General features: G+C 69.8%; 20 protein-coding genes. 10 read left to right on the top strand and 10 right to left on the bottom strand.

Annotation, left to right across the window (positions count from 1 at the left end; all coding sequences use genetic code 11):
- Nucleotides 1–82: 82 nt before the first annotated feature.
- Complete coding sequence (locus tag H9Q09_RS13115; protein ID WP_187391405.1) at nt 83–844, top strand: lysophospholipid acyltransferase family protein; 762 nt, start codon at nt 83–85, stop codon at nt 842–844.
- A gap of 16 nt (nt 845–860) precedes the next feature.
- Here H9Q09_RS13115 and H9Q09_RS13110 read toward each other — a convergent pair whose 3' ends face one another.
- On the bottom strand, nt 861–1,439 hold the full coding sequence (locus H9Q09_RS13110; protein ID WP_081651870.1) for a gamma-glutamylcyclotransferase: 579 nt from the start codon (nt 1,437–1,439) through the stop codon (nt 861–863).
- On the opposite strand from H9Q09_RS13110, the gene H9Q09_RS13105 reads away from it, so the two are divergent.
- Complete coding sequence (locus H9Q09_RS13105; RefSeq protein ID WP_187391404.1) at nt 1,438–2,457, top strand: DUF2125 domain-containing protein; 1,020 nt, start codon at nt 1,438–1,440, stop codon at nt 2,455–2,457. The genes H9Q09_RS13110 and H9Q09_RS13105 overlap by 2 nt on opposite strands.
- Here H9Q09_RS13105 and H9Q09_RS13100 read toward each other — a convergent pair whose 3' ends face one another.
- From H9Q09_RS13100 to pheA, 3 genes are all read right to left on the bottom strand, one after another.
- Nucleotides 2,458–3,414 (bottom strand): prephenate/arogenate dehydrogenase family protein, encoded by a 957-nt coding sequence (locus tag H9Q09_RS13100; RefSeq protein WP_187391403.1) that lies wholly within the window; start codon nt 3,412–3,414, stop codon nt 2,458–2,460. It lies immediately after the preceding gene.
- Entirely contained in the window at nt 3,411–4,508 is a 1,098-nt protein-coding gene (gene hisC, locus H9Q09_RS13095; protein ID WP_187391402.1) for a histidinol-phosphate transaminase, read from the bottom strand. Before hisC ends, H9Q09_RS13100 begins: the two co-directional genes overlap by 4 nt.
- Before the next feature lie 164 nt (nt 4,509–4,672).
- Nucleotides 4,673–5,470 carry a chorismate mutase gene (gene pheA, locus H9Q09_RS13090; RefSeq protein WP_187391401.1) on the bottom strand — a complete coding sequence of 266 codons (798 nt, stop codon included), beginning with the start codon at nt 5,468–5,470 and terminating at the stop codon, nt 4,673–4,675.
- Nucleotides 5,471–5,714: 244 nt separating this feature from the next.
- On the opposite strand from pheA, the gene H9Q09_RS13085 reads away from it, so the two are divergent.
- From H9Q09_RS13085 to H9Q09_RS13075, 3 genes are read left to right on the top strand one after another with little or no spacing between them, the layout of a single operon-like run.
- On the top strand, nt 5,715–6,896 hold the full coding sequence (locus tag H9Q09_RS13085; protein ID WP_024349867.1) for a homoserine O-acetyltransferase: 1,182 nt from the start codon (nt 5,715–5,717) through the stop codon (nt 6,894–6,896).
- 2 nt (nt 6,897–6,898) lie between these two features.
- Nucleotides 6,899–7,552, top strand: coding sequence for a methionine biosynthesis protein MetW (gene metW / locus H9Q09_RS13080; RefSeq protein WP_155898416.1), 654 nt, complete (start codon nt 6,899–6,901; stop codon nt 7,550–7,552).
- A gap of 47 nt (nt 7,553–7,599) precedes the next feature.
- Nucleotides 7,600–8,268 (top strand): YoaK family protein, encoded by a 669-nt coding sequence (locus H9Q09_RS13075; protein ID WP_187391400.1) that lies wholly within the window; start codon nt 7,600–7,602, stop codon nt 8,266–8,268.
- Between the two features lie 66 nt (nt 8,269–8,334).
- Here the strand turns inward: H9Q09_RS13075 and H9Q09_RS13070 are convergent, their stop codons facing one another.
- Entirely contained in the window at nt 8,335–9,384 is a 1,050-nt protein-coding gene (locus H9Q09_RS13070; protein ID WP_187391399.1) for an alpha/beta fold hydrolase, read from the bottom strand.
- Nucleotides 9,385–9,518: 134 nt separating this feature from the next.
- On the opposite strand from H9Q09_RS13070, the gene H9Q09_RS13065 reads away from it, so the two are divergent.
- Nucleotides 9,519–10,559, top strand: coding sequence for an AraC family transcriptional regulator (locus H9Q09_RS13065; protein ID WP_187391398.1), 1,041 nt, complete (start codon nt 9,519–9,521; stop codon nt 10,557–10,559).
- An 18-nt stretch (nt 10,560–10,577) separates the two neighbouring features.
- Here H9Q09_RS13065 and H9Q09_RS13060 read toward each other — a convergent pair whose 3' ends face one another.
- Nucleotides 10,578–11,192, bottom strand: coding sequence for a class I SAM-dependent methyltransferase (locus H9Q09_RS13060; RefSeq protein ID WP_187391431.1), 615 nt, complete (start codon nt 11,190–11,192; stop codon nt 10,578–10,580).
- A 330-nt stretch (nt 11,193–11,522) separates the two neighbouring features.
- Here H9Q09_RS13060 and gloB point away from each other — a divergent pair, with 330 nt between their 5' ends.
- Nucleotides 11,523–12,293, top strand: a complete 771-nt coding sequence (gloB, locus tag H9Q09_RS13055) for a hydroxyacylglutathione hydrolase (RefSeq protein ID WP_187391397.1) — start codon at nt 11,523–11,525, stop codon at nt 12,291–12,293.
- Complete coding sequence (locus tag H9Q09_RS13050) at nt 12,293–12,745, top strand: cupin domain-containing protein (protein ID WP_187391396.1); 453 nt, start codon at nt 12,293–12,295, stop codon at nt 12,743–12,745. The genes gloB and H9Q09_RS13050 overlap by 1 nt, the downstream gene beginning before the upstream one ends.
- On the opposite strand, the gene H9Q09_RS13045 is transcribed toward H9Q09_RS13050, so the two are convergent.
- Complete coding sequence (locus H9Q09_RS13045; protein ID WP_187391395.1) at nt 12,742–13,626, bottom strand: EamA family transporter; 885 nt, start codon at nt 13,624–13,626, stop codon at nt 12,742–12,744. The two genes, H9Q09_RS13050 and H9Q09_RS13045, sit on opposite strands and share 4 nt — an antisense overlap.
- A 113-nt stretch (nt 13,627–13,739) precedes the next feature.
- Entirely contained in the window at nt 13,740–14,522 is a 783-nt protein-coding gene (locus tag H9Q09_RS13040; RefSeq protein WP_246716131.1) for a DUF3108 domain-containing protein, read from the bottom strand.
- Between the two features lie 232 nt (nt 14,523–14,754).
- On the opposite strand from H9Q09_RS13040, the gene rpmB reads away from it, so the two are divergent.
- Together rpmB and H9Q09_RS13030 are read left to right on the top strand one after the other, a co-directional pair.
- Nucleotides 14,755–15,051: a 50S ribosomal protein L28 gene (gene rpmB / locus H9Q09_RS13035; protein WP_009210727.1), complete on the top strand. Its 297-nt coding sequence runs from the start codon at nt 14,755–14,757 to the stop codon at nt 15,049–15,051.
- 108 nt (nt 15,052–15,159) lie between these two features.
- Nucleotides 15,160–15,852: a queuosine precursor transporter gene (locus tag H9Q09_RS13030; protein WP_187391393.1), complete on the top strand. Its 693-nt coding sequence runs from the start codon at nt 15,160–15,162 to the stop codon at nt 15,850–15,852.
- A 7-nt stretch (nt 15,853–15,859) separates the two neighbouring features.
- On the opposite strand, the gene H9Q09_RS13025 is transcribed toward H9Q09_RS13030, so the two are convergent.
- Both H9Q09_RS13025 and cobT read right to left on the bottom strand, forming a co-directional pair.
- Nucleotides 15,860–16,882, bottom strand: a complete 1,023-nt coding sequence (locus H9Q09_RS13025) for an esterase-like activity of phytase family protein (protein WP_187391392.1) — start codon at nt 16,880–16,882, stop codon at nt 15,860–15,862.
- Nucleotides 16,882–18,792, bottom strand: coding sequence for a cobaltochelatase subunit CobT (gene cobT / locus H9Q09_RS13020; protein ID WP_187391391.1), 1,911 nt, complete (start codon nt 18,790–18,792; stop codon nt 16,882–16,884). Before cobT ends, H9Q09_RS13025 begins: the two co-directional genes overlap by 1 nt.
- Between the last annotated feature and the right edge of the window lie 2 nt (nt 18,793–18,794).

The raw sequence follows: 18,794 nt of genomic DNA, 5'->3' as shown, positions 1-18,794 counted from the left end.
CGTCGTATGGCGTCGGCACGTCGCCGGCCTGCCATCCTGTCCGTCCCTGCCGCGCCGACCCATGCCGGAGGCGCTTCCAGCCATGATCTTCGTCCGCTCGCTCGCCTTCAACGTCTTGTTCTACGTCAATCTGATCGTCCAGATGATCGTGCTCGGGCCGCTGATGTTCTTCGGCTCGGAGGCGACGGGCTGGTGGGTCGTCAAGAACTGGGCCCGCTCCAGCGTCTGGCTGCTGGAGCATGTCGGTGGCGTGCGCTCGAAGATCACCGGCACCGAGCATGTGCCGGCGGGCCCGTCGATCATCGCCGCCAAGCACCAGTCCTTCTGGGACGTCTTCGCCATCATTCCCGATCTCGACCGGCCGACCTTCATCCTGAAGAAGGAGCTGATGCGCATTCCGCTGTTCGGCTGGCTGGCCGGCCATATGGGCATGATCCCGGTGGACCGGGCCAAGCGCGGCGGCGCCGTCGCCTCGATGATCGAGGGCGCCCGCAAGGCCGTCGCCGAGGGCCGGCAGATCGTCATCTTCCCGGAAGGCACGCGCACCGCGCCCGGCGCGATCGCCGATTATCGCCAGGGCGTGTTCCGGCTGTACGAGGATGTCGGCGTGCCGGTCGTGCCGGTGGCGCTGAATTCCGGCCTGTACTGGCCGCGCCACGCCTTCCTGCGCCGTCCCGGCACGATCCGGGCCGACTATCTGCCGATCATTGAACCGGGGCTGAACCGCTCCGATTTCCTGTCGCATCTGCGCGATTCCATCGAGACGCGGTCCGCCGACCTGATGGCCGAGGCCTATGCCAGCGACGGCCATCTGCCGGCGTCGCAGGGCCCGCGCGACGTCTGAGGCGCGTGTGGCGGAGCTAGCGGTGGAGGTGCGCGACCACCTGTTCGAGCCAGGAATCCCGCAAGCCCATCTCGTGGATGTGGTCGAGGGCGCTGGTCACATAGTCGACATTGGCGCCGGACTGGCCGTGCGAGCGCTGCACAACCGTGGCGGCATGCTCCACCGTGACCCGGCCGGCATACTGGCTGTGGCCGCGATCGACCACATAGGTCAGGGCCCGCACGCTGCGGCCGTCGGTGAGGCGGACCGGCAGGGTCATCTCGCGATAGACATGGGTGACGAGCTCGCGCTCGCGCAGATAGGCGATGGTCGGGTCCCGCTCGGCGGCCGGCACCCGGAACGCCATGCCGACGCAGGAGCCGCCCCGGTCGAGGCCGAAGACCAGCCCCGGCTTTTCCGGCGTGCCGCGATGGACGTGGGAGCGCACGCACAGGGCCCGGTGGTAGCCGCCGAGCCGCGCCTGCAGGCGTTCGGTGAAGTCGAAGCCCGGCCGCCAGATCAGCGAGCCGTAGCCAAATACCCACAAATCGTCCATTGCCCTCGAAATGCCCCGCCCGTCCGCGATATCGGTCGGGCCCTCAAAGGATAACGCCATGGCGACGTCAAGCGGCGGACCCGGGAAAGCCGGTCGCGCCTATCTCTGGATCATCGCGATCGTCGTGCTTCTGGCGGCGGGCCTGTCGGGCGCCTGGTACTATCTGGCGAACCAGCTCGACACGCGCGTCGCCCGGGTGATCGAGGATGCGCGGGCGCGCGGCACCGCGATCGACTGCGCCAATCAGGCGGTCTTCGGCTATCCGTTCCGGCTCGGCCTGCGCTGCGACGCGGTGACGCTGGATGCGCCGCGCGACGGCGTGCGGGCGACGTCCGGCGCGCTGCGCACCGCCGCCCAGATCTACCAGCCCAACCGCGTCGTCGCCGAACTCGACGCGCCGCTGATCGTCGATACGGCGGACGCGCCGCCGCTGGAGCTGCGCTGGCAATTGGCGCAGGCGAGCGCGTCCTTCTGGACCGAGGGGCTGGACCGGGCGGCGCTGACGATCGAGGCGCCGGTGGTGGCGCTCACCCAGCCGGCCGCCGACCGCCTGCCGCTGGCCGAGGCCGTGCAGGTCGAGGCGCATCTGCGCCGACGCGACGGCGATCTCGACGTCGCCCTGTCGAGCCGCGACACCCGCAGCCTGGCACCGCAATTGTCCGAGGTGCCGCCTGCGACGGCCGGGCTCGACCTGACGATCCGCGGCGCGGCGGACTGGCTCGGCGGGCGGGCCGCCGGGGCGACACTGGGCGAACTCATGGCCGGCCGCGAGGGCGCGCTGCGGATGCTGTCGATCGATTTCGGCGACGCGGAAATGGCGCTGTCGGGCGAGTTCTCGGTGGGCGTCGACGGCCTCCTGAGCGGTGATTTCGAGCTCGCGGTCCAGGACCCCGCGCGCATCGCGGCGCTGGTCGCGGCGGCCGCGCCGGATTTGGCATCGCCGGCCCAGACCATCGCCACGGCACTGTCCTTTGCCGGTCGCAGCGAGAACGGCCGCAGCGTCATCGGCCTCAATGTGCGCAACGGCAATGTCGCCGCCGGCGTCGTTCCGCTCGGCCGGATCCCGCCGCTGCGGTGATCAGTCCTTCGGCGTCTGGGTGGGCGCTGCTGTCGGGGCAGCAGAATGGTCGCGGCCGAAATCGGGCTTGGCGGTGTCCTGGCCGGCCTCGATGACGCCGCGCCGGATCGCCCGGGTGCGGGTGAACAGGTCGAACAGCGTCTCGCCGTCGCCCCAGCGGATCGCCCGCTGCAGGGAGGCGAGATCCTCGGAAAACCGCGCCAGCATCTCCAGCACCGCGTCGCGATTGGTCAGGAAGACGTCGCGCCACATGGTCGGGTCGGAGGCGGCGATGCGGGTGAAGTCGCGAAAGCCCGAGGCCGAGAACTTCACCACTTCCGACTGGGTCACCGTCTCCAGATCGGCGGCGGTGCCGACGATGTTGTAGGCGATGAGATGCGGCACGTGGCTGACGATCGCCAGCACCAGATCGTGGTGCTCCGGCGTCATGATCTCGACGTCCGAACCGCAGGCCTCCCAGAAGGCGCGCAGCCTGGCGACGGCGTCCGCGTCGGTGCCCTCGACCGGGGTGAGGATGCACCAGCGATTGTCGAACAGTTCGAGGAAGCCGGCATCCGGTCCCGACTGCTCAGTGCCGGCGATCGGATGCGCCGGGACGAAATGCACATGATCGGGCAGATGCGGCTGCATCTGCTGGACGATGGCGCCCTTCACCGAGCCGACATCGCTGACGATGGCGCCGGGCTTCAGCGCGCCGGCGATCTCCTTGGTGACCGCGCCGCAGGAGCCGACGGGCACGCACAGGATGACGAGGTCGGCATCGCGGACCGCGTCCGAGGCGTCGAGATGGTAGCTGTCGCCCAGCCCCAGTTCCTCGGCCCGCGTGAGCGTCGCGGCGCGGCGGGTGGTGATGGCGACATGGCCGGCGAGCTTGCGGGCGCGGATATTGTGCGCCAGCGACGAGCCGATCAGGCCGATACCGATCAGCGCGACGCGCTGAAACAGCGGCTCGCTCATGGCTGCCCCCGGCCGAGGAAATCTGCAAGGGCGGCGACGGCGCCGCGATTGGCCTCTTCGGTGCCGATGGTCATGCGCAGCGCATTGGGAAAGCCGTAGCCGGCAACGCGGCGCAGGATGAAGCCCTTCGACGTCAGGAAGGCGTCGGCGTCGGCAGCGGTGCGGCCGGGCTCGTCGGGGAAATGCACGAGAACGAAATTGCCGACGCTCGGCGTCACGGTGAGGCCGAGACCTTCCAGCGCGCCGGTCGTCCATTCCAGCCAGCGGGCATTGTGGTCGACGGCGCTTTCGACGAAGGCGCGCTCGCGGATGGCGGCGGCGCCCGCGGCGATGGCGGCGGCGTTGAGGTTGAAGGGTCCACGCACCCGGTCGAGGGCGTCGACGATCGCCTCCGGCCCGTACATCCAGCCGATCCGCAGACCCGCAAGGCCGTAGATCTTGGAGAAGGTGCGGGTCATCACGACGTTTTCGGACGACGAGACCAGTTCGATACCGGCGCCGTAGTCATTGCGCCGGACATATTCGGCATAGGCCGCGTCGAGGACGAGGATGACGTTGCCGGGCAGGCCGGCATGCAGCCGCCGCACCTCGTCGAAGGGCAGATAGGTGCCGGTCGGATTGTTCGGATTGGCGAGGAAGACCAGCTTCGTCTTCTCGGTGACAGCGGCGAGGATCGCGTCGACATCGGCGGTGGCGTCGGTCTCCTTCACCGCGACCGGCGTCGCGCCGCGCGCCAGGATCTGGATGCGGTAGACCAGGAAGCCGTGCTCGGTGTGGATCGCCTCGTCGCCGGGCGCCAGATAGCACTGGCACAGAAGCCCCAGCAGCTCGTCCGAACCGTTGCCGCACAGGATATGGCGGCCGTCGAGACCGTGCACCTCGGCGATGGCGTCCTTGAGGGCGGAGGACTGGCCGTCGGGATAGACCTCGAGCTGCGTCAGCGCGGACACGGCCGCCTCGCGCGCCGCCGGCGGCGGTCCGAGCGGCGTCTCGTTCGACGACAGCTTGTGCAGCGTCACGCCGGCCGGCGCCTTGCTCTTGCCGGGGACATAGGCCTCGATGTCGAGGACGCCCTTGGTCGGAACGGGTCTCATCGTCCGCACTCTTTCGCTGCGGCGTCGGCCCCTGGCGCCGGATCAGCTCCGGCGGGCCCGACGCGTCAATTCAACGACCCGGAGGACGCCCCGTCAGGAGGCGCCGCGATCCGGGGATCGGTCCGGCCGTCCCGGGCGGCCCGGGCGCGTGGGCGCGATGGTCGTCAGGATGGCAGCCGGAAAGGAGCCGCATAGCCCCCGACCGGCCGGATGTCGAGACCGTCGCCCATCGCCGCCTTCACCGCTTCCTCGCCGCCGGTCGTGGCGACCAGCGCGCTGAAGCGGTCGGCGCCGTAGGGCGCCTCGGCGATCACCGTCACCCCGTCGCCGGGCGTCGCCATGCCGGTCAGGCCGTCGACGCAGTAACAGGCGATTTCCGGCTGCACCGGATCGGCCAGCGGCGGCGCGACGACGAGGCAGGGCGTGCCGGCGGGACGGCCCGGCGCGTCGAAGAAGGGCAGCCGTGCGACGATCTGCGCCGAGCGGAAGCCCTGCCACCAGGGCCGGCCGGCCGCGCCGATCGGCACGATGCCGAGACGGTCGCCGCCGTCCTCGATCGCCGCGATCACGTCCTGGCTGGAGCCGTCGATGGTCATCGGCACGGAGAAGCCGAAATAGAAGCGCGCCGTCTCGACCGCCGCGACCAGATCGCCCTCGTCGGCGACATGCACGGCGAACGGCGCCTGCAGGGCGGTGAAGGTGGAGATGATCTCGCGCCACAGATGCTCGATGGCGGTCAGCGGCAGATGGCCCTGGTGGCGGCCGGCCAGCCGGCGCATCATCTCGGCCTCGCGGCCGGGCCGGAAGGCGGCGCCGTTGCGGGCCGTGCCCTTCACCTCGATCAGCTCGTCGATGACGGTCGCACGCTGCATCAGAAGCCGGTGCACGGACTCGTCGATGGCGTCGATCTTGGCTCTCAGTTCGGCAAGCCGCGACGGGTCGGCCTTGGCGGGTCCGTTCATCTGTTTGGCACTCCCCTCCGGCGCCCCTCGCGCGCCATTCTTCACGATCTGCCGGCTTGTATCGGGCCGCCGCGCACTTGGCAAAGTCATCCCGCGACGGGCTAACGGGCACGGCCGCCGCGTCGCCGCGATTGCCGCGACGCCTCCCAGTGCGTATCTGTGGCAGCGAACGACGCGCCGGCACCACGAGACGTGCCGGACAGCCCGCCCTTTCGCGCCAGCGATCAAGCAGCCGGTAAGACCCATGAGCGCCGAACCTTCCCGCGAACAGCTCGACTATTCCCTCGGCAGCCGCGAGGCCAACGAACCCTCGAGCCCGGTCGCCCGTTTCGGCCCCGACGAGCCGCTGCATCTGGACGCCGGCCGCGATCTGTCGCCCTTCCAGATCGCCTACAACACCTACGGCACGCTGAACGCCGACAAGTCGAACGCCATCCTTGTCTGCCACGCTTTGACCGGCGACCATTATCCGGCCAGCCGCTCGCCGGTGACCGGCAAGCCCGGCTGGTGGTCCTCGATCATCGGCGAGGGCAAGCCGATCGACACGTCGAAATACTTCGTCATCTGCTCCAACGTGATCGGCGGCTGCATGGGCTCGACCGGCCCGGCCTCGATCGACCCGGCGACGGGCAAGCCCTACGGCCTCGGCCTGCCGGTGATCACCATTCGCGACATGGTGCGGGCGCAGGCGATGCTGGTGACGCGGCTGGGCATCGACACGCTGTTCGCCGTCATCGGCGGCTCGATGGGCGGCATGCAGGTGCTGCAATGGACGGTGAGCTACCCGGAGCGGGTCTTCGCCGCTTTGCCGATCGCCACCGGCGCCCGCCATTCGTCGCAGAACATCGCCTTCCACGAGGTTGGCCGGCAGGCGGTGATGGCCGACCCGGACTGGCAGGGCGGGCGCTATTTCGAGTTCGGCAAGCGGCCCCACAAGGGGCTCGCCGTGGCGCGCATGACCGCCCATGTCACCTATCTGTCGGAGATGGCCCTGCAGCGGAAATTCGGCCGCAACCTGCAGGACCGCGACCAGCTCGGCTTCGGCTTCGACGCCGACTTCCAGATCGAGAGCTATCTGCGCCACCAGGGCATGACCTTCGTCGACCGCTTCGACGCCAATTCCTATCTCTACATGACCCGCGCCATGGATTATTTCGACATTGCCGGAGACTATGAGGGCCGGCTGGCCAATGCCTTCCGCGGGTCGAAGACAAGGTTCTGCATGGTCTCCTTCTCGTCCGACTGGCTGTTTCCGACCGAGGAGAACCGCGCCGTGGTGCATGCCCTGAACGCCGCCGCCGCCTCGGTCTCCTTCGTCGAGATCGACACCGACCGCGGCCACGACGCGTTCCTTTTGGACGAGCCGGAATTCTTCGCGGCCATCGACGGCTTCGTGTCGTCGGCCGCAACGGCGCGGGGGCTTTGACCATGGCGCTTGCCGACGCACCCCTGCCGACCAGCGAGAGCGTGTCGAAGGACGCCGCGACCCGCGTCGACCTGGAGATCATCGCCGACCTCGTCACGCCGGGCAGCCGGGTGCTCGACATCGGCTGCGGCGACGGCGCGCTGCTGGCGCTCCTGGAGCAACGCCGGCAGGTCGACGGCCGCGGCATGGAGCTGAGCCAGCCCGGCGTCAACGAATGCGTCGCGCGCGGCCTGTCGGTGATCCAGGGCGACGCCGACCGCGATCTCGTCCACTATCCGGACGACGCCTTCGACTATGTCATCCTGTCCCAGACCATCCAGGCGACGCGCAATCCCAAGCTCGTCCTGTCGGAGCTCCTGCGCATCGGCAACCGGGCGATCGTCTCCTTCCCGAATTTCGGCCATTGGTCGATCCGCTACTGGGTGGCGCTGCGCGGCCGCATGCCGGTGACCCGCAATCTGCACCAGGCCTGGTACGACACCTCCAACATCCATTTCTGCACCATCCGCGACTTCGTCGCTTTGGCCGAGGAGGTCGGCGCGACGGTGGAGACGGCGATGGCGCTGAACTCCACCGGCCAGCGCATCGGCATGAAGCTGCCCTGGGCGTTCTGGAACCTGTTCGGCCAGCAGGCAGTGTTCGTCCTGAAGCGCTAGGGTGAGAATGGGGGCCGGTCGATGGTGAGGCGGGGACAGGCAGGCGCATGACCCGTTACGATTCGCGCCGCTGGTTCCTGGCCGCCTGCCTTGCGGCGCTCGCCGGCTATGTCGACGCGATCGGCTTTTTAAAGCTCGGCGGGCTGTTCGTCTCCTTCATGAGCGGCAATTCGACCCGGCTGGCGGTGGGGCTCGCCGAGCTCTCCGGCATTGCCGGGCTGGCGCTGGCGATCGTCGCGGCCTTTGTCGGCGGCGTGGTCGCCGGCTCGCTGACGGCGCATATGGCGGGGACCGCGCGCAAGGCCGCCGTGCTGATCCAGGTGGCGGTGCTCCTGGCGGTGGCCGCCGGCCTCGACGCGACCGTCGGGCGGCCCTACGCCTCGCTGACGCTGGCGGCGGCGATGGGCACGGTGAACTGCGTCTTCCAGCGCAATGGCGAGGTCAGCATCGGCGTCAGCTACATGACCGGCACGCTGGTCAAGCTGGGCCAGCACATCGCCAATGCCTGCCTCGGCGGCAAACGCTTCGGCTGGGTGCCGTATCTCCTGCTGTGGACCGGACTTCTGGCAGGCGCCACGCTGGGCGCGCTGGCGCATGGCGCCTTCGAGGCGGTCAGCCTCGTCCCGGCCGTCGCCGTCGCCGCACTCCTCGCCTGGCTCGCCCATCGCATGGGGCCGGCCGAGCCGCTGCGCGACATGATCCGGCCGGCCGGCTGAGCGGCATTGCCGCGACGGCCGGAACCGGGGCGTCGCCCCGGTTCCTGTGTCCTTGTGAAGGCTGCTTCAGTTCGTGATGGCCGGCGGCGTGTCGGCGTCGAGACCCAGGAAGCCCGCGATGAGGGCGGCGATCTCGGCATGGGCACGGGCCCGGTCGGTGCTGGCGGGTTCGTCGCAGATCGGGTCCTCGCCCTCGGCGATGAGCAGGGCCGGCGCCTCCGGCTTGCATTCGGCGAGGAAGGTGAAGTGGTTGCCCGGCGCGACCGCCGCATAGCTGGCGTCGGGCAGGCGAGCGACGAGGTCGCTGCCCGCGGCGCTGACGTCGATGGCGGGCCAGCGGGTCTCGTCGCCGAGATTGACCAGCAGCACCGGCAGGGTCATCGCCGCGATGCTGTCGGGCGTGATCGCATAGCTCATGCCCGGATCGACAGCGACCGCCGCGGCGATCCGCGCGTCGCGCATGTCGCGCTCCCAGTCCTCGGGCAGGGCGGCGAGATCCACCCCGCCTTTGGCGAAGAACACGCAATCGGCCGCGCGGTCGCCGAGCCGGGCGCAATAGTCGCGATAGGCCTGGCGATCGAGCCGCGCGCCGGCAAGGTTCAGCGCCGTCGCGCCGCCGAGGGAAAAGCCCAGCGAGGCGATCCGCGCCGCGTCGACATGCGGTGCGAAGGCCGGGTCGGCGAGGATGGCGTCGAGCGCGGCCGTCAGATCGGCGGCGCGCTCGCTGAGCCGGATCGACCGGCGCGGCGAGGAATCGCCGGTGGTGCTGCCGGGATGGTTGACCGCCAGCACCATGGCGCCGCGGGCGGCGAGCTGCGCCGACAGCCAGGACAGATTGTCCATGTTGCCGCCCGATCCGTGCGACAGGAGGACGAGGGGGAAGCGGCCCTTGGCGATGGCCGCGCCGACATAGGCTTCGGTGCCCTCGAACACCGCGTTCTCGCCGACGATGCCGCGATAGGTCGGGGTGCCGAGCGGGTACCAGAGCGAGGCGGCGAGCGGGGCCGGGCGATGCGGCGCCGCGACGGTCAGCCGGTCGTAGCCGGCCAGCGGTTCGGCGATGGCGGAAGCGGTGAGGCCGGCGAGGAGGGCGGCGGCGACGAGTGAGCGGGACATGGGGTGATCCTTTCGGGGTGGAACTGACCCGTTCTGCATGGACGGCGCGCCCCCGATCGGCGTCCGAAAACCGGTTTCAGGTCGAGCCGAACCGGTTTTTGGTCTAGGTCGCGGTGAACCGAGGTCGTTTCGCCATGCTCGTTCTGCCGATCCCGCTGATCGTTTCCCTGATCCTGGGCTTCCTGCTGCTGCACGCCGCCCTGAAGAAGGACCGGCCGTGGCTGTTCCTGCTGCTTTTGGCCGCCTGCGCGCTGCAGGGCGTGGTGATCTCGCTGGCGCAATATTACGGGCTGACGGGTCTGCGCCTCGTCCAGCCGGTGACCGCGACGATCATTCCGCCGCTGGCCTTCGCCACCTTCCAGGCGACGGCGGTGCGGCGCTTCGATCCAAGGCGCGCGCTGCCGCATCTGGCCGGGCCGGTCTTCACCGCCTTCTGCGTCGCCTTTGCGCCCGTCCTCCTCGACCTGGTCGTGCCGGGGCTCTTCCTGGCCTATGGCGCCGCGATCCTCGTCGCGGTGCGGGCCGGCGCCGACAGCCTGCCGCTGACCCGGCTGGAGACCGCCGACCGGCCGGGCCGCGTGTGGAGCGTCATCGCCCTGGCGCTGATCCTGTCCGCCGTCAGCGACGGGCTGATCGGGATGCTGCAATTCTCGGGCGCCGGATGGGCGCAGCCGCTGATCATCAGCCTGTTCTCCTCGCTCTCGCTCGGCCTCGTCGGCGCCCTGTGCCTGTCGCAGAGCCTTGCGGGCGGCGAGGCGTCGGCAGCGACGGAAGAGAAGCCGGTGGCCGGCCCGACATCGGAGGATGTCCGGCAGGATGCCGAGATCATGGCGCGGCTCGACGCGCTGGTCGCCGAGGGGGCGCTCTATCTCGACGCCGATCTCACCCTCGAGCGCCTGTCGCGGCGGCTGCTGGTGCCGGCCAAGCGGCTGTCGACGGCGATCAACCGGACCACCGGTGAGAATGTCTCGCGCTACGTCAACGGCTTCCGCATCCGCCATGCCTGCGCGCGCCTGACGGCCGGGGAGAGCGTGACCGCCGCCATGCTGGACAGCGGCTTCAACACCAAGTCGAACTTCAACCGCGAGTTCCTGCGGGTGACCGGGATGGCGCCGGGGGCGTGGCAGGCAGCCAACGCGCCGGACGCGCCACGGCGGGTGACGGCGCCGGCCTGAGAGCGCGCGGCGTGGTGCCTAGCGGAACAGCCGGGCGCCCGCGCCGGCGCCGGCCGGCACCAGCACCGGCTTGATCGCCCGGCGGCGTTCTCTCGCCATCGAGGTCACCGGCACGCCGCGATAGAGCTGCTTGGTCGCCTCGATGATCACCGCGCCGGCAAAGACCGGCCACAGATCGCGGCCGATCCGCTCCAGCGGGGTGGCGAAGCCCAGCATGGACCGGCGCTGGAAGGGCGGGAAGAGCAGCGCCTGCGACCAGGCGGTGGGCGTGAACATGGTGGCACGCAGAAGGCGGGTGAGCTGGCCGCGCGACCACGGCCGGCCCGAGCCGAAGGGCGTATGCTCGAAGCGCGCCCAGATGCCGCGGCGGTGGGGGGCGACGATGACGATGCGCCCGCCCGGCGCCAGCACCCGCCAGGCCTCGGCCAGCATCGCCTCGGGGCTTTCGGCGAATTCCAGCGCATGGACGATGAGGACCCGGTCGACCGAAGCGTCGCCCAGCGGCAGATCCTCGATGCCGATCAGCGCGGTGAGCGACGCGGCGCCGGCCGGCCAGACCTGTGCCCCCTGGGCCCCCGGCATGAAGGCCAGCGCCCGCTCGGCATCGGCGGCGAAGCGGTCGATATAGGGCACCGCATAGCCGAGGCCGACCAGCCGCTCCTGCGAGATTGGCCGCCACAAGGGCGTCAGCGCCAGCGAGACGGCCCGCGCAGCCGCTGCGCCCAGGGGCGAGGCGTAGAAGTCGCGCAGGTCGACGATGTCGGCATTGGTCGTCAGTGTGTGCTCTCCGGTTCGGCGTCCGTCCCGCCAGCGATCCAGCGATCCTTACATAGAACGATTGCAAGCTGGCTCGAAACTCCCGTCGCGCGATCGGCGCGTGGGAGCGACGCCGGATGGCGGCTGACATCGCGCTATGCTGCCCTAACTCGCAGGGCAGCATCAATCAGAGGGGGACGAGTGCTTATGGCTTCGATCGAGATCCGCCAGTTCGGCTGCCGGAGCGACAATTTCGGCGTGCTGGTGCACGACGGGGACACCGGCACCACGATCGCCATCGACGCGCCGGAGGAACAGCCGATCCTCGATGCGCTGGAGGCGGCCGGCTGGACGCTGACCCACATCCTGACGACCCATCATCACGGCGACCATGTCGAGGCGAATCAGGCGCTGAAGGCGCGCTTCCAGGTCGAGATCATCGGCCCGGCCAAGGAGCGCGACCGCATTCCCGGCATCGACCGCACGGCCTCGGGCGGCGACTCGCTCGATGTCGGCGGTATCCGCGTCGAGGCGATCGACACGCCGGGCCACACGCTGGGCGAGGTCTCCTACTACATGCCCGACGCCAAGGCGCTGTTTGCCGCCGACGCGCTGTTCTCGCTCGGCTGCGGCCGCCTGTTCGAGGGCGATGCCGCGATGATGTGGGACTCGCTGCAGCGGCTGCGCGCCCTGCCGGACGACACGATGCTCTATTGCGGCCACGAATACACCGCCACCAACGCCCGCTGCGCCATCGACATCGATCCGCAGAACCTGGCGCTGCAGGAGCGGGTAAAGGAGGTCGAGCATCTGCGGGTCGAGGGCAAGCCGACCCTGCCGGTGTCGCTCGGACGCGAGAAGAAGACCAATCCGTTCCTGCGGGCCGACGATCCGGAGCTGAAGGCGGCCATGGGCATGGAAGACGCACAACCGGCGGAGGTCTTCGCGGCCATCCGCAAGAAGCGGGATGGTTACTGATGAGCCTGAAAGCGCTGCACCTGGTCCGCACGCTCGACCTGAAGCCGCATCCCGAGGGCGGCTGGTATCGCGAGACCTTTCGCGACGAGGCCACCGGGGAGGGCGGCCGCGCCGCCTCCACGGCGATCTACTATCTCCTGGAAGCCGGCGAGACCTCGGAATGGCACCGGGTGACCGACGCCGCCGAGGTCTGGCACTGGTATGGCGGCGCGCCGCTGGTGATCACCATCTCGCAGAACGGCCACGACGCCTCGGCGCACCGGCTGGGCCCCGATGTCGAGGCCGGCGAGCGGCCGCAATTCGTCGTGCCGGCCGGCTGCTGGCAGACCGCGACGAGCCTTGGCGAATACACCCTCGTCGGCTGCACCGTGGCGCCGGGCTTCGATTTCGCCTCCTTCGAGATGGCGCCGGAGAACTGGCGGCCGACGCCGCGCAAGCCCTCCGGGAACTAGCGCACTACCGCTTCGCCGCGCCGTAGCAGCCGCCGGAACAGCGGCAGCGCGGCAAGGCAGGCCCCCAGGGTGATCAGGATCGCCGAGACGACGATGGTGCCCGACAGCGCCGCCTCGCCCGCCGCGATCAGCACCAGCGTCGACAGGAGCGGCGCGGCATAGCTCGCCGCGCCGATCACCTGAATGTCGCCGTGCTTGACCCCGTAGTCCCAGACATAGAAGGCGCCGCCGACCGGCAGCAGGCCAAGCAGCAGCACCGCGATCCACTCGCCGCCCGTCTGCGGCCAGACCGTGGTCTCGAAGGCGAGATGGGCGAGGAGCGACAGCACCGCCGTCACCGCGCAGAAGCCGGTGACCACGTCGCTGGGCACGTCGCCGAAGCGCCGCGACAGGAGCGAGTAGCTGGACCATGTGAGGGCGCAGAGGCCGGCAAGGCCGTAGCCCAGCGCATAGTCGGGGGAGAAGGCCAGCGCCCCGCCGCCGGTGACAATCAGCGCCGCGCCGGCAAGGCCGCAGAGGGCGCCGAGGATGTGGAACCAGCGCAGGCGTTCGCCGGGCAGGGCGGCCGATCCGAGCACGATCAGCAGCGGCCAGAGATAGGCGATCAGGCCGGCCTGGGCCGCCGGCGCGTTGCGCAGGGCGGCGAAGTACAGGGCGTGGTAGCCGAACAGGCCGCCGACCCCGAGGAGCCACACGGCCGGCCGCTGGCGGAAGACGGCGAGGCTGCCGCCGCGCAGCTTGAGGGCGACGACGCCGATCACGGCGGCGATGGGGAAGGTCATGGCCGCCAGCTGGAACGGCGGGACGGCGCCGCTGCGCGCCGTCAGAAGCGCCAGGACGGCCCACATCAGCACCGCCGCAAAACCCAGTATCGTGCCCATGTCCCGCTCCCGCTTGCCGCGGCGATCTATGCTCGCCCCGTGCGTGGCGGGTCAATGGCGCGGACGCGAATCCGACCGGCCGAATGGCGCGGCGGGGCCGCGCCCCGGACGCCTCAATCGACGGAGACCGACAGGGCGGAGAGGGTCAGCGGGCCGACGGTGGTGGGGATATGGGCATAGACCGGGACGTAGACGTCCTCGCGGGCGATCGGCGCGAACCACAGTTCCAGCGTCTGGCCTTTCAGGAACTTCAGCCCCTTGGAGGATTTGTCGTAGCCGCTGACCGGGTCGATCCGTAGCTTGCAGACCGCGGCATTGCCCGAAAAGCCCGGCATGTCGAAGCGTCGGGTGCCGGCCGGCGACAGCTTCAGGTCGAGGCGCGACCAGCCGTCATAGAGCGGCAGGGTCCGGCGGCACACCGAGGCGGCATCGCCGGTCTTGATCATCAGCCCGCTCAGGGGATCGACCACCGAGCGAAGCTGGGCGCGCTGCACCGGCACGTAGTCGGGCTTGGCCTTGGCGCGCTTCGGGCCGACCTTAGCCGAGGTCACGCGGCCGCCGCTGAAGGCGACGTCGCTCGACCAGCGCTTGGCGTCGCTGGTATAGTCGAGGCCGTAGCTTTCGGCCGCAAAGCCGCGGCTGGTGACCTTGCCGGCGACCCGGCTGGTGCCGCGGGTGTTGGAGACGAGGCTGCCGAGCCCGGCCGAGGACAGGGTGCCCTTCACCGAGAATCGGCTGCCGTCGATGGTGGTGTCGAAGCTCGCCTTGCCGACCGGCAGGCCGATGATCGAGACGCCGTAGCGCGTCGTGACCGTCTGCTCGGCCCGGGCCGGAGCGAGGCCGGCGGCGAGCGTTGCCGCGACGGCGACAAGGGCGAGAATCGGTCTGGACATCATGGGGCGAAGGCCTCTCGCGGCGAAGGGGAACGGGCAGCTTTCGGGCAGACGGGACAAACGGCGCGAATTTGTGGCGATCGGACGGGCACGTCGCCGCGCCGCGCGGCTTGACGCATCGTCCCGCCCGGACTATAGACCCGTTCGAATTTCCGGTCATACCCGATGTCGATGATCGCGCCTGTTGCGGTGGCGCGTCTCGGTCGGGCGTTACGTTAATCTGAAAGGTGATCCGATGTCACGCGCCTGCGAACTCACTGGCAAGGCTGTCCAGTCCGGCAACAATGTCAGCCACGCGAACAACAGGACGCGTCGCAAGTTTCTGCCGAATCTGTGCCAGGTCACGCTGATCTCCGACGCGATGGGCCAGCGCTATCGTCTGCGCATCTCGGCGCATGCGCTGCGTTCGGTCGAGCACCGCGGTGGTCTCGACGCGTTTCTGGCGAAGGCCGACGCGGCCGAGCTGTCGCAGCGCGCCCGCCTGCTGAAGCGCCAGATCGCCAAGAAGATCGCCGAGACGGCAGCCGCCTGATCAGGCCGTGCTGACGGGGGCGCGCAAGCGCCCCTGATATCCGACATATCCGGGCCGGTCGCCTTCCGGCGTCCGGCACAAACTGGTTCCATCACCCAGGTTAAAAAAATGCAGCTCCTGCGTATCTATCTGCTTCCCGTCATCGCCATGACGGCAATCGTGCTCGCGTCGAACGTCGCGGTGCAGTTCCCGGTCTTCGCCCAGATCGGCTCGCTGCAGCTGGCCGACATCCTGACCTACGGCGCCTTCACCTACGCCTTCGCGTTTCTCGTTACCGACCTGACCAACCGTCGCTATGGCCCGGCCATCGCCCGGCGCGTGGTCTATATCGGCTTTGCCGCCGCGGTCGCCTGCTCGATCGTCGTGCCGCCGGTGCTCTACGATCTCGGCTTCCTGGAATATGCGACGGCTGCCGAGCGGCTGCTGCGAATCGCCATCGCCTCGGGCGGGGCGTTCCTCGCCGCGCAACTCCTCGACATCGCGGTGTTCAACCGCCTGCGCCAGGAAAGCTGGTGGCGGGCGCCGGCGGCGTCGTCGCTGTCGGGCTCGGTGGTCGACACGATCACCTTCTTCACCGTCGCCTTCGCGCCGTTCTTCCTGTTCCTCGGCCCCAATGACGGCTTCGCGCTGGAAAGCGCGCCGCTGCTCGGCCTGATGGCCGTGGAGGCCCCGCGCTGGGTGTCCTGGGCGATCGGCGATTTCACGGTGAAGCTGTTCATCGCGGTGTTCGCGCTGGTGCCCTACCGGATCATCATGCAGCATTTCATGCCAGCCCGGCCGGTGGCGGCCGCCGGCATCTGACACCCCCTCAGTGGGTGCGCGCCTCGTCGTCGGCGAGGCGGAATTCCAGCACCATGTTGCGCTGGAAATACGAGCCGTTGTCGTCCGACATGAGCGTCAGCCGGGTCGCGCCGGTATCGTCGGTCCAGGCGTCGATCGCTTCCATGTTGTCGATCTCCTGGCCGAGATCGAAGGACGCGATCACCGGCCCGTCGACGAGGGCGCCGGGACGGATGCCTTCCGACGCCACCCGCCGGATCCGGATGCCCAGCCCGCCGACCCAGCCATTGTAGCGCCGCTCCAGGAGCAGGAGGTCGCCGCCGGCGAGGAACGTGCCGTCCGAGACCTCCCAGTCGGTATCCTTGCGCACGGTGAAGAGGCCCGATCGCGGGCCGTCGAGAACGGCGGCGAAGAGATTGCCGGCGCGGTCGATGGAATGCTCGCTCACCGTCACCAGTGCGCCGGCGAGCGGCCCCAAGGCCGGTGCGGCCGCCAGCATCTCCAGCCCCTTGTTGCTGCGCAATTCGCGCCGCGGGATCGGCAAGGCGAGCGGCGCAGGCCGGCTTGCCGCCATGCTGGGAGCCGCAGCGAAGGCGGCGATGCGGTGATCGCTCTCGAAGGACACCACGACCCTGTCGCCATCGATCGCCAGCCCTTCGGCGTCGGCATCGCCCTTGCGGCGATGGGCCTGGCCGTCGGAGGCGAGGATCGGGTCGAGCGTCGCCTCGGCGATCCCCACCGGCCGGCCGTCGGCGTCGCGTGCGATGCGCCCGCCCAGCCAGTAGCCGGTGTCGGAGACCGCAAGGAAGCGGCTGCCGCCGTCGCGGAAGCGGAAGGCGGAGAGGCCCATCAGGCGGCTGTCATCGGACCAGAAGGAAAAGCCGCCGACGAAGTCGAGGGCGCCGAAGCGGATGCGGTCGGAGTTCTTGTCGAACTGCGCGACGGGCCTGGCGGCGATGTCGAGGCCGCTGCCCGCGGCGACGGGTGCGGTGGTGGCCAGGAGGAGGGCGCAGAGCGCCGTGGCACCGAAGCGCCGGCTGCGCCCGCCCATCAGCGTCCGGCGCCGCCTGCGCGGCGTCGCTGTCCGCGCCGGCCGCCGGCCTTCTCGTCCTCGAAGAGATCGGCGAGTTGCTCGGTCATGGCGCCGGCCAGTTCCTCGGCATCGACGATGGTCACGGCGCGCCGGTAGTAGCGGGTGACGTCGTGGCCGATGCCGATGGCGAGGAGTTCGACCGGCGAGCGGGTCTCGATCTGCTCGATGACTGCCCGCAGATGGCGTTCGAGATAATTGCCAGGATTCACCGACAGGGTCGAATCGTCCACCGGCGCGCCGTCGGAGATCATCATCAGGATGCGGCGCTGCTCGGGCCGGGCGAGAAGCCGGTTGTGGGCCCAGATCAGCGCCTCGCCGTCGATGTTTTCCTTCAGCAGGCCCTCGCGCATCATCAGGCCGAGATTGCGCCGCGAGCGGCGCCACGGCGAATCGGCGGATTTGTAGATGATGTGGCGCAGATCGTTGAGGCGGCCGGGCTTCTGCGGCTTGCCGGCCTTCAACCAGGCCTCGCGCGCCTGCCCGCCCTTCCAGGCGCGGGTGGTGAAGCCCAGCACCTCGACCTTGACCCCGCAGCGCTCCAGCGTGCGCGCTAGGATGTCGGCGCAGGTGGCCGCGACGGTGATCGGGCGGCCGCGCATGGAGCCGGAATTGTCGATCACCAGCGTCACGATCGTGTCGCGGAAATCGGTGTCGCGCTCCATCTTGAAGGACAAAGGCTGCATCGGGTCAATGACCATCCGGCTGAGCCGGGCGGGATCGAGATAGCCTTCCTCCAGGTCGAAGTCCCAGGAACGGTTCTGCTGGGCCATCAGGCGGCGCTGCAGCCGGTTGGCAAGGCGACCGACGACGCCCTGCAGGGTCGAGAGCTGCTTGTCGAGAAAGGCGCGCAGCCGGTCGAGCTCGGCCTCGTCGCACAGTTCCTCGGCGCCGATGGTCTCGTCGAAGGCCTGGGTGAAGACCTTGTAGTCGCTGTCGAGATTGAAGCCGTGCTGCGACTGGTTGGGGCGGCGCGACTCGCCCGTCGTCTCGGTGTCCTGGCTGTCCTCGTCGGACGGATCGTCGGCGGTCGCCTCGGAGGATTCGGCCTCGGCCGCCTCCTGATTCTCGCCTTCGCTCTCGTTCTCCTGGGCCTCGGCCTCGTCGGTGCCGCTCTCCTTCTCGGAGCCGCCCTCGTCGGAATCGCGGGTCTGGTTGTCGCCCTGCTCTTCCTCGCTGTCGGTGTCGTCGCTCTCGTCCTCGTCGCCGAGGCTCTCGGCCATCTCCAGCGAGACCAGCATGTCGCGCATCGCCCGCGCAAAGGCCTGCTGGTCGCCGACGGTCTCGCTGAGGCGGTCGAACTTCGCGCCGGCCTTCTCGTCGATGAAGTCGCGCCACACGTCGACCAGCGCCTCGGCGCTGGGCGGGATCGGGCGGCCGGTCAGCTTCTCGCGCACCATCAGCGCCACCGCGTCCTCGATCGGCGCCTCGGCGCGGTCGGTGACGTCAGCGAGGTTGGAGCGGAAATACTTGTCCTCGAGCATCGTCGCGAGATTGTCGCCGACGCCGCGCATGGCATTGGCGCCGATCGCCTCGCAGCGGGCCTGCTCGACGGCGTCGTAGACGGCGCGGGCGCTGCGGCCGTCGGGCGACAGGCTGGAATGCAGGCGCGAATCGTGGCGCGCCTTGCGCAGCGCCATGGCGTCGGACAGGCCGCGGGTGACGCCGAGATCGGTCCTGGAGACGCGCTTGGGCAGGTCGGGCAGGCGGGCGCGCTGGCCGCTGAGGCCCGGACGCTCGGAGGCGTAGGTGACCTCGAGCTCGGCATCGCCGGCGATCGCCCGCAGGCAGCCGGCGACGGCGCGCCGGAACGGCTCGCTGTCGGCCGGCTTGCGGTCCGCGGGACGCGTATTGTCGCCGATCTTGGCCATGG

Origin of the sequence: Aurantimonas sp. DM33-3, from assembly GCF_014334315.1 — a bacterium.
In the GTDB taxonomy this organism is placed as follows: domain Bacteria; phylum Pseudomonadota; class Alphaproteobacteria; order Rhizobiales; family Rhizobiaceae; genus Aurantimonas; species Aurantimonas coralicida.
This window is presented reverse-complemented; position numbering and strand designations above follow the sequence as displayed.

Bases quoted from the DNA above. Each gene is read 5' to 3' on its own strand.
- H9Q09_RS13115 (WP_187391405.1), top strand. From the start codon at position 83: ATGATCTTCGTCCGCTCGCTCGCCTTCAACGTCTTGTTCTACGTCAAT.
- H9Q09_RS13105 (WP_187391404.1), top strand. From the start codon at position 1,438: ATGGCGACGTCAAGCGGCGGACCCGGGAAAGCCGGTCGCGCCTATCTC.
- H9Q09_RS13110 (WP_081651870.1), bottom strand. From the start codon at position 1,439: ATGGCGTTATCCTTTGAGGGCCCGACCGATATCGCGGACGGGCGGGGC.
- H9Q09_RS13100 (WP_187391403.1), bottom strand. From the start codon at position 3,414: ATGAGCGAGCCGCTGTTTCAGCGCGTCGCGCTGATCGGTATCGGCCTG.
- hisC (WP_187391402.1), bottom strand. From the start codon at position 4,508: ATGAGACCCGTTCCGACCAAGGGCGTCCTCGACATCGAGGCCTATGTC.
- pheA (WP_187391401.1), bottom strand. From the start codon at position 5,470: ATGAACGGACCCGCCAAGGCCGACCCGTCGCGGCTTGCCGAACTGAGA.
- H9Q09_RS13085 (WP_024349867.1), top strand. From the start codon at position 5,715: ATGAGCGCCGAACCTTCCCGCGAACAGCTCGACTATTCCCTCGGCAGC.
- metW (WP_155898416.1), top strand. From the start codon at position 6,899: ATGGCGCTTGCCGACGCACCCCTGCCGACCAGCGAGAGCGTGTCGAAG.
- H9Q09_RS13075 (WP_187391400.1), top strand. From the start codon at position 7,600: ATGACCCGTTACGATTCGCGCCGCTGGTTCCTGGCCGCCTGCCTTGCG.
- H9Q09_RS13070 (WP_187391399.1), bottom strand. From the start codon at position 9,384: ATGTCCCGCTCACTCGTCGCCGCCGCCCTCCTCGCCGGCCTCACCGCT.
- H9Q09_RS13065 (WP_187391398.1), top strand. From the start codon at position 9,519: ATGCTCGTTCTGCCGATCCCGCTGATCGTTTCCCTGATCCTGGGCTTC.
- gloB (WP_187391397.1), top strand. From the start codon at position 11,523: ATGGCTTCGATCGAGATCCGCCAGTTCGGCTGCCGGAGCGACAATTTC.
- H9Q09_RS13050 (WP_187391396.1), top strand. From the start codon at position 12,293: ATGAGCCTGAAAGCGCTGCACCTGGTCCGCACGCTCGACCTGAAGCCG.
- H9Q09_RS13045 (WP_187391395.1), bottom strand. From the start codon at position 13,626: ATGGGCACGATACTGGGTTTTGCGGCGGTGCTGATGTGGGCCGTCCTG.
- H9Q09_RS13040 (WP_246716131.1), bottom strand. From the start codon at position 14,522: ATGATGTCCAGACCGATTCTCGCCCTTGTCGCCGTCGCGGCAACGCTC.
- rpmB (WP_009210727.1), top strand. From the start codon at position 14,755: ATGTCACGCGCCTGCGAACTCACTGGCAAGGCTGTCCAGTCCGGCAAC.
- H9Q09_RS13030 (WP_187391393.1), top strand. From the start codon at position 15,160: ATGCAGCTCCTGCGTATCTATCTGCTTCCCGTCATCGCCATGACGGCA.
- H9Q09_RS13025 (WP_187391392.1), bottom strand. From the start codon at position 16,882: ATGGGCGGGCGCAGCCGGCGCTTCGGTGCCACGGCGCTCTGCGCCCTC.
- cobT (WP_187391391.1), bottom strand. From the start codon at position 18,792: ATGGCCAAGATCGGCGACAATACGCGTCCCGCGGACCGCAAGCCGGCC.